This is a genomic window from Rhodobaculum claviforme, assembly GCF_016653255.1.
GTDB classification, from domain to species: Bacteria; Pseudomonadota; Alphaproteobacteria; order Rhodobacterales; family Rhodobacteraceae; genus Rhodobaculum; species Rhodobaculum claviforme.
The window spans coordinates 1-4,602 of the sequence record NZ_NHSD01000076.1; the positions used below are offsets into that span (position 1 = coordinate 1).

Here is a 4,602-nt window from a genome sequence, read left to right on the forward strand (position 1 = left end):
GCCAGCGCCTCGGTGGCCGGGCCGCGGGTGGCGGCGCCCGCCGCGGCGTCGGACGCCTCGGCCTCGGCCTGTTCCTCGGGGCTCAGGATCGACTTGCGCGCGGCGTCACGGGCCCATTTCGCGGGATCGCGGCCGAGATCCTTCAGCGCGTCGGTGCCGAAATCCTTGGCCGAGGCGGCGTCGCGGAACTCCTTGGCCATGTCCTTGACGCCGGAATCGTCGGCAGCCTGCTCCATGGCACGCTGGAAATCGCGCGCCATCGCGCGGGCCTTGCCGGTGACCCGCCCCAGAGTGCGGAACATCCCCGGAAGGTCCTTGGGCCCCACCACGATGAGGGCGACGATCCCGATGATCAGAAGCTCGGTCCAGCCGATGTCGAACATGTGCGCTCACCATGCCGCGGCGGCGACGCGCGCGGGTGCGCGCGCCCCGCAGGCGGGCTCAGGCCTTGTTGCGGTCAGCGGTGGTGTCCGCGGGGGTCTCGCGGCGCGCAGCCTCCGGCCGGGTGCCGTCTTCCGGGGTGACGTCACGGGCCTCCTCCAGCGCGCGATCGCTCTCCTCGGTGCTGTCCTTGACGCCGCGCTTGAAGGCGGTGATGCCCTTGCCGACCTCGCCCATCAGCGAGGCGATCTTGCCCCGCCCGAACAGCACGAGCACGACGATGGCCAGCAGGATCAGGCCGGGAAGGCCGATGTTGTTGAGCATGATACTCTCCCTTGACGCGGCGCCGGGTGCGCAGACCTCGTCCGCCGACCTTGGTCCATTTATGGCTTTCGACGGGGCAATCAAAGCCCCAAAGCAGCCGGTGCGGAAAATTCCCCCGCCCCGGACCGCCCGGGCATGCGGCGCCCGGGCGGCCCCGTGGCGTCAGTCCGCGATGGCGATGGCCACGAAGCGCGGCTCGCCCCCGCGGCGGATCAGCAGCAGCAACGAGCGCCGCCCGGCCTCCTGCGCCTGCGCGATCTGGTCCTCGAAGGCGGCGAGGCTGTCGACCGAGGTCTGTCCGGCCTCGGTGATGACGTCGCCGGCGCGCAGGCCCTTGGTCCAGGCCTCGCTGTCCTCGTCCACGGCGGTGATCGCCAGCCCGTCCATTCCCGACGGCAGGCCCAGCTCGTCGCGCAGCGCATCGCTCAGCGGTTGCAGCGACAGGCCCAGAAGGTCGACCCGGGCCGGGGCCTCGGGGGCGGGGGCGGGCCGCATGGGAGCGCCTTCGGCGGCCTCGCGACGGCCGAGCACGACCGTCACCTCGACCTCGTCACCCTCGCGGAACACGCCCAGCTGGACCTCGCGGCCGACCTCGGCGTTGCCGACGCGGCGCACCAGATCGCGGGTGTCGGCCACGGGGCCGCCGTCAAAGCGCACGATCACGTCGCCCGACTGCACCCCGGCCTCCTGCGCGGGGCCTTCGGGGACGTCGGTGACCAGTGCGCCGCGCGCGCCGTCCAGCCCGATCGCCTCGGCGATCTCGTCGCTGACGTCCTGGATGCGCACGCCCAGCCACCCGCGCGAGGTTTCGCCGAACTGCTGCAACTGGTCCACGACCCGCGTGGCCACCGCCGAGGACATCGCGAACCCGATCCCGATCGACCCGCCGGTCGGCGACAGGATCGCGGTGTTCACGCCGATCACCTCGCCGTCCATGTTGAACAGCGGCCCGCCCGAGTTGCCGCGGTTGATCGCCGCGTCGGTCTGGATATAGTCGTCAAAGCTGCCCTGGAGCGCGCGCCCCTTGGCCGAAATGATCCCGGCCGAGACCGAGAACCCCTGCCCCAGCGGATTGCCCACGGCGATCACCCAGTCGCCCACGCGCGCGGCCTCGCTGTCGCCCCAGGGGACATGCGGCAGCGGGCTGGCGTGATCGACCTTCAGCAGCGCGAGGTCGGTCAGCGGGTCGGTGCCCACCAGCTCGGCCTGCAGCTCCAGGCCGGAAAAGAACTCCACCCGGATCTCGTCGGCGCCCTCGATGACGTGGTTGTTGGTCACGATGAACCCGTCGTCCGAGATCACGAAGCCCGATCCCAGCGCCTGGCTGCGGCGCGGCCGGTTGTTCTCGGGACCGGGGCCGCCGCGGCGGTCGAAGAAGTCGCGGAAGAAATCCTCGAACGGAGAGCCTTCGGGGATGGGCGGCCCGCCCTCGGGGCGACCGGCGACGGTGGTGGTGGTGGTGATGTTGACCACCGCCGGGCTCACCCGTTCGGACAGGTCGGCAAAGCTGTCGGGCATCCGCGCCAGCGCCGGCAGCGCCAGTGCCAGCGCCACGATCAGCGTCAGCACCAGCCCCGCCAGCATCCGCAGCGGCTCGACCCGCGGGGCGCGCATGGCAATGGCGCGCGGTGCGGATCGTGCGTTCGGTTCCCGTGATGTCATCGGCAATCCTCCTTGGGGCCGTGCGCCCACCGGGCGGCCCGGCCATGGCCCTGCGCGCATAGATAGGGAGCCCGGCGGCAAACGCAAAGGACGCAAGGCCCGCCCCCGCCCCCCTCAACGGGACGTGACGACGGGCCAGGCGGCCGCGCCGCCCCGCACCGGATCAGCCGATCATCGGGCCGCGCCCGCCGGCGGTCTCGTCGTAGTGTCGGCGCAGGCGCACAAGGGCGATGCGCAGCACGATCTTGCCCGAGCGCGCCGACCAGCCCATGCGCCGCTCGGTGGCCTCCAGCCCCTCCAGGAAACAGCAGCAGCGCAGCGCCACGTCGCCCAGCCCCGGACCCAGATCCCGCAGCGCCGCCGCCACCCGTTCGCGCGCATCGCGCGGCCCGTCGGCCGGACCCCGCCCCGAGAACCCGCCGCGCCCGCCGGCGGTCAGGAACCGGTCCCAGTTCTGCGCCACGCGCGGGCCGATCTGCGCCAGCTCGAAATCCTCGCGCAGGCGCTCGGCTGCGGCCAGCAGATCGGCCGACAGGAACGGCTTGCCGTCCGCGCCCTTGCGCCGCGACAGCATCGCGGCGGGGCTTTCGGCGACGTTGACGCGCAGCCGCTCGTCGGGGCCGTCGGCATGGTGGAGGGTGCGCTCGGCCATCTCGCGGTGCTGTGCGGCGAAGGGCGCGGGGGCCTCGGCCAGGCCGGTGTGGTCGGCCTGCTCGGCCAGCATCCGCTTGAGCGCGGCCCGCCCCGCCGGCGTGATGCCGTAGGTCGCCACCCGTCCCGCGCGGCGGCACACGATCCAGTCCTTCAGCGCGAACACCTGCGCCACCTCGCGGTCGAGCACGGCGATGCGCGCGGTGCCGCCATCGGCGGTCTCCTTCAGGATCACCGCGCGCGGCATCTCGGGGGCGATCGCCAGCAGGGTGCCGCTTTCGCACAACCGGCGCAGGATGCGCAGGGCCTCGCGCTGGATGCGGTCTTCGTCGGTCAGGGGACGCAGGCGTGCCATCATGTCGGGGGTATCCTTGTTGGGGGTCGTGGCGCTTGGTCCGCTGTCGGACGCCGCCGCAGCGGGTGCGGCGGTGCGCGCCCGACCCAGCCGGGACAGCGCCTCGTCGATCAGCGGGTCGTCGCGGCGATTTTCGAACCGGCGGACCTGGCGCAGCACGGTGGAGGGGTGGCAGCCGACCTGGCGCGCGAGCGTGCGCAGCGGCACCCCCTCTTCGGTGTGGAGCAGGTAAAGGCCCACGGCGGCGGGCACCCAGCATGGGAACTGCCCAGGCCTGCGGATGTCGGCCGTCATGTGTCATCCCCCTCTGGCGCCCCGATCGGGGCCGCGTTGTGTCCACAGGTGCCGCAGGATTTGTTACCGATAAGTTAAAATCGCCGCGTATGACGATAATTGTATCCAATTCCTAAACTGTCCTGAAACCACCGCGCGCAGGCTGATGCCGTTGCGCAACACTCGCCTTGGTTGTGCATTCTTCGGGTGTGCTGCAACCTGAGGGAACACCATGACAGACCTGCACGGCGCGCTTGCGCGTCTCAGCCGCCCCCGGCTTCTGATTCGCGCCGCCCGCTTCGGCCTGGCCGAGTATCGCCGCACCCCCGGCCTGCGCCGTGCGCTGGCCGCCGTCGGGGCCCATGCCCCGGCGCAGGTGGTGGCCCATCTGATGCGCCGCGAGGACGAGCTTGACCGCCAGCGGCGGGCGGGCGACGCGGCCTACAGCGTCGCGCGCCATGTGGAGGTGCTGATCGCGCTGATGGGCGAGGCGCAGCATCTGCCGCAGCATCCGCCCCTGCCCGAGGCCCGACGCGGGCGGGGTGTGGCGCCTCAGCCGAAGGCGTCGGGCATCTCGGCCTTGCGCCGTGTGGCGAATGCCTCCAGCGCCTCGCGCGTGGCGGGGTCCAGCGGCGGCGCCTCGTAGTCGCCCAGCATCCGCGCCACCCGGGCCGCCGCCAGCGCCTGGGTGTCGCGCGCGCCGTCCTCGTCCCAGGTCTCGAAAGGCTTGTAATCGAACACCCGCGAGCGCCAGAACGCCTCCTGGAAATGTGCCTGGGTGTGGGTGCAGCCGAGGAAGTGGCCCCCCGGCCCGACCTCGCGCAGGGCGTCCATGGCCTGTCCGGCCTCGGACATGTCGACGCCGCGCGCAAGGTGATGAAGGGCGCCCAACTGGTCGGCATCCATCACGAATTTCTCGTAGGACGCCACCAGCCCCCCCTCCAGCCACCCCGCGG

Annotated in this window: 6 protein-coding genes; 1 reads left to right on the forward strand and 5 read right to left on the reverse strand. The window is 72.2% G+C overall.

Going from position 1 to position 4,602, the window contains the following annotated elements; genetic code table 11:
- The 4 genes from tatB to CCR87_RS01270 form a co-directional block, all read right to left on the reverse strand.
- Positions 1-383, reverse strand: a 383-nt coding sequence (gene tatB, locus CCR87_RS01255; RefSeq protein ID WP_201155514.1) for a Sec-independent protein translocase protein TatB, incomplete at its 3' end; no start/stop codon positions are given.
- Positions 384-441: 58 nt separating this feature from the next.
- The gene (locus CCR87_RS01260) at positions 442-705 is read right to left on the reverse strand and encodes a twin-arginine translocase TatA/TatE family subunit (protein WP_201155515.1); all 264 of its coding nucleotides are present in this window, start codon (positions 703-705) and stop codon (positions 442-444) included.
- 162 nt (positions 706-867) lie between these two features.
- Positions 868-2,367, reverse strand: coding sequence for a Do family serine endopeptidase (locus CCR87_RS01265; protein WP_420850135.1), 1,500 nt, complete (start codon positions 2,365-2,367; stop codon positions 868-870).
- A 163-nt stretch (positions 2,368-2,530) separates the two neighbouring features.
- Positions 2,531-3,667 carry a DUF6456 domain-containing protein gene (locus CCR87_RS01270; protein ID WP_201155516.1) on the reverse strand — a complete coding sequence of 379 codons (1,137 nt, stop codon included), beginning with the start codon at positions 3,665-3,667 and terminating at the stop codon, positions 2,531-2,533.
- 211 nt (positions 3,668-3,878) lie between these two features.
- Here CCR87_RS01270 and CCR87_RS01275 point away from each other — a divergent pair, with 211 nt between their 5' ends.
- Entirely contained in the window at positions 3,879-4,292 is a 414-nt protein-coding gene (locus CCR87_RS01275; protein ID WP_201155517.1) for a DUF6477 family protein, read from the forward strand.
- On the opposite strand, the gene CCR87_RS01280 is transcribed toward CCR87_RS01275, so the two are convergent.
- The coding region (locus CCR87_RS01280; protein WP_201155518.1) for a trimethylamine methyltransferase family protein at positions 4,199-4,602 on the reverse strand (404 nt) is incomplete at its 5' end. The two genes, CCR87_RS01275 and CCR87_RS01280, sit on opposite strands and share 94 nt — an antisense overlap.

What these genes read in the sequence shown, in the direction of transcription:
- CCR87_RS01260 (WP_201155515.1), bottom strand. Translation starts at nt 705, where the DNA reads ATGCTCAACAACATCGGCCTTCCCGGCCTGATCCTGCTGGCCATCGTC.
- CCR87_RS01265 (WP_420850135.1), bottom strand. Translation starts at nt 2,367, where the DNA reads ATGACATCACGGGAACCGAACGCACGATCCGCACCGCGCGCCATTGCC.
- CCR87_RS01270 (WP_201155516.1), bottom strand. Translation starts at nt 3,667, where the DNA reads ATGACGGCCGACATCCGCAGGCCTGGGCAGTTCCCATGCTGGGTGCCC.
- CCR87_RS01275 (WP_201155517.1), top strand. Translation starts at nt 3,879, where the DNA reads ATGACAGACCTGCACGGCGCGCTTGCGCGTCTCAGCCGCCCCCGGCTT.